Below are 3,015 nucleotides of genomic sequence, written 5' to 3'. Positions count from 1 at the left end.
GAGCCGCTCATGCGGTGTTGGCCGTCGGGCGCGGCGGCCCTGAAGGCAGGCATATCCTCATTCGCAACAGTTGGGGCCCAGGCTGGGGCGACAACGGCCATGCATGGCTGCCTCCAGACTATCTCGTCAAACAGCTCGCTGAAGCGGCAACCGTGATGTCGAAAGGAAACAACTGAATGTCCATCATCAAAACACGCACAGCACCGGAGGCCTGGTTCGAGGCGGCCAGGTTTCTCCGGCGCGACTGTCACGACAATGAGACCTTTGACCTGTTCATCCAGATCGCAGAACCGACCGTGCTCTCCGCTGCGGACCGCGCAGTCTATAACGAGGTCGATGCATTTCTAACCAGTGCCGGCGGGCTCAGCCTCGACACAGTGGCCGAAACAATCTTCCCGAACGCCGATTATATCCGCGGCGGTCGCAAAGCTGTGTTCGAAACCTATCCCGAACGCATGAAGACAATTCATGAGGCACATCCGGACCGGCAATGGGGGTGCTATGCCATGCGGATTTTGCGACAGACCGACCTCCGAGATGAAGAATTCAATCCACTGAAGGATTTGCTGAAGAAAGTTGAATCGCGAAAGTACAAGGCCTGCTACGAACTTGGAAATGGCCGCCCCTTCAGGGAAACCGAACCAGATGGGTCAGCGCCGGGAGGTGACATACCCATCTACGATCCCGCGACTGATCGCAAGGTCTATCGAGGTCACCTCCCCTGCCTGAGCCATGTCAGCATCAAGTATGACAAGAGACACGATCAGGTGCGCCTAAATGCTACCTACCGCGCACACCATTACATGCAGAGAGCGCTCGGAAACTTTGTCGGTCTCGGCCGGCTATTGTACTTCATCGCGCATGAAGCCGGCGCGGGAGTTGGCCCCCTGACGATCAATGCGACCTACGCCAAACTCGACGCGGGCGGTGATGGCCGGGGTGAGAGCAATTGGGGCTATCGCGACATTGACGCGCTGCTGGAACGTTGCGAATCTCTCTACGAGAACGAGACACGCGAATTGAGCTATGTTTAGGACAGTGCGCAGATGAGTGCCGCCAGCCAGATCCTCGAATTGCAGCGCTTTCAGAACCGCCACGATGCCGGGTATCATCCCGATATTGTGGCCCTCGATACGGCTCGCCGCGTGAAGCACATGACGCTCCACCAGACGAAATATGCCGCCCGTTTTATTGCCGCCGAAGAGGATGGCGATGAGGCCCTCTTTGCCCGAACCCTGACCGATGCGGCAATCATCTCTGTGGCAACCGCGAACGTTCTTGTTCAGGATCTGAGGCGATCCTTTGCGGAGGCCCCCGAAGCGTGCGGAAACCTTGCCGAACTGGGCTCCATGCTGCTTCATTCACCGAGGAAAGATCAAAGCTTCATGCGCCGTTTCAGTGAGCAGACCGGCGCGATGGCGAAAGCGTGTGAGTCGCTGGACCATCTGGAAGATTTTCCGTTCCGGAGAAGCTTGCTGGGTGCAAATGCTGAGATCTTCGGCCTGCTTGTCGAAACTGCTGCTGCGCGACAGCTGGATCTTGCGCATCTCTATCGGGCGAGGCTCGACGCTGTCGAATCGGGTTCGGCGCGCCGGCTTCTCGCCGAGTAGGCCACGACATGTTCTGGAGCGCCGATACTCTTCGAAAAAGACTTCCAGAGCTCATCCATGAGTATGATGCGGCAAATGTGCAGCGCGCCAACTACACATTGAGCATCGGCCCGGAAATATCTGTGAGCCCCAGCCGTCAGCCGGAGGGCCCCACCGACCAGACGAAAATCCAGCTCCAGCCGGATCAGGCCTTCCGCATCCCTGCCGGGCAGTTTGCATTTCTTCTGACTGAGGAAACAATCGAAATCCCGCCGAGCGCCATCGCGTTCATTTCCATCCGTGCCCGATTCAAGTTTCGCGGGCTGGTGAACGTATCCGGATTTCATGTCGATCCCGGATTCAAGGGCCGGCTGGTATTCGCCGTATTCAATGCAGGACCTTCGGCGATCACCCTTGCCCGCGGCGAAAAGTGCTTCCACATCTGGTATGCGGATCTGGACCATCCTCACGAGGATGTCCCGCGCCCGGGCTATAGTGGCATAGACACATCCATTATCAATGATCTGGGGCCACAGCTCAATTCATTTGAAAGCCTTGCTGCGAGAATCGAGGATTCGGAAAAGAGATATCACGCGCGCGCAGACACCATCGAACGAATGCAAGATCAGATAAAGACGATCGCAACCATTCTTATAACCCTCTTCATTGCGATCTTTGCTGCGTTGCTCGCCTTGCTCCTACCTCGCTGGCTGGCACGTGAAACGGATGTTACCAAACAGGCTGGCCCCGCTCAAGTCACGACCATTACATACGACGTTGATCGGCCCGATACAGAACCTGTTGTCGCTCCCCCGGCTGACGAGCCGCAATGAAACCTACACCGGTCTTTGAATCCTACTGGCGTTTCGCAAGTGAGCGCCATGCCATGTTCGAGCGGCGATTGCGCAATCCGAAGGGCCCCTGGACCAGTGATGCGATACTGAACACTTATCGCTTTACCAATTCGTTCCGGGCCGCCGACAGGGTCTCACAATATCTCATTGGAGAGGTACAGCTCGGCATAGGCCGGCCGCAGTCTCCGGAAGAGCTCTTTTTCCGGACAATGTTGTTCAAGCTCTTCAACAAGATTGAAACCTGGGAAGCGCTTGCGGACGAGATGGGTGAGTTCACGTCCGAGACATTCGACTATGAACTGGCAGGCCACGTGCTGGACCGCCTGCGGGAACAGGGCGACACGATTTACTCTGCGGCCTACATCATGCCATCGCCGCCATACGGACATGCCAGAAAGCATCGCAATCACCTGGCGCTTCTGGGCAAAATGATGGAAGCTCGGCTGCCATCGAGAATAGCGCAGCTTCCGAACCTGAAAGATGTGTTTGAGGGCCTTCTGGCCTGGCCGGGCCTCGGGCGCTTCCTGGCGTTTCAGTTCACAATCGATCTCAATTATTCTGCGATAACTCGT

5 protein-coding genes are annotated in these 3,015 nt (G+C 56.8%); all 5 read left to right on the top strand.

Features of this window, described 5'->3' with window-relative positions:
* Nucleotides 1-14 precede the first annotated feature (14 nt).
* Nucleotides 15-176 carry a hypothetical protein gene (locus WA989_RS04755; protein ID WP_424339362.1) on the top strand — a complete coding sequence of 54 codons (162 nt, stop codon included), beginning with the start codon at nucleotides 15-17 and terminating at the stop codon, nucleotides 174-176.
* Entirely contained in the window at nucleotides 177-1,034 is an 858-nt protein-coding gene (locus tag WA989_RS04750) for a hypothetical protein (RefSeq protein WP_424339361.1), read from the top strand.
* A gap of 12 nt (nucleotides 1,035-1,046) precedes the next feature.
* A complete protein-coding gene (locus tag WA989_RS04745) occupies nucleotides 1,047-1,610 on the top strand; it encodes a hypothetical protein (protein WP_424339360.1) in 564 nt (187 codons plus the stop codon).
* Nucleotides 1,611-1,618: 8 nt separating this feature from the next.
* Entirely contained in the window at nucleotides 1,619-2,422 is an 804-nt protein-coding gene (locus WA989_RS04740) for a dCTP deaminase domain-containing protein (protein WP_424339359.1), read from the top strand.
* Nucleotides 2,419-3,015 (top strand): nucleotide kinase domain-containing protein (locus tag WA989_RS04735; protein WP_424339358.1); only part of this gene is annotated, 597 nt, incomplete at its 3' end. The genes WA989_RS04740 and WA989_RS04735, both read left to right, overlap by 4 nt.

The organism is Henriciella sp. (assembly GCF_049649345.1).
GTDB lineage: Bacteria > Pseudomonadota > Alphaproteobacteria > Caulobacterales > Hyphomonadaceae > Henriciella.
This window is presented reverse-complemented; position numbering and strand designations above follow the sequence as displayed.

What these genes read in the sequence shown, in the direction of transcription:
- WA989_RS04740 (WP_424339359.1), top strand. Translation starts at nt 1,619, where the DNA reads ATGTTCTGGAGCGCCGATACTCTTCGAAAAAGACTTCCAGAGCTCATC.
- WA989_RS04745 (WP_424339360.1), top strand. Translation starts at nt 1,047, where the DNA reads ATGAGTGCCGCCAGCCAGATCCTCGAATTGCAGCGCTTTCAGAACCGC.
- WA989_RS04750 (WP_424339361.1), top strand. Translation starts at nt 177, where the DNA reads ATGTCCATCATCAAAACACGCACAGCACCGGAGGCCTGGTTCGAGGCG.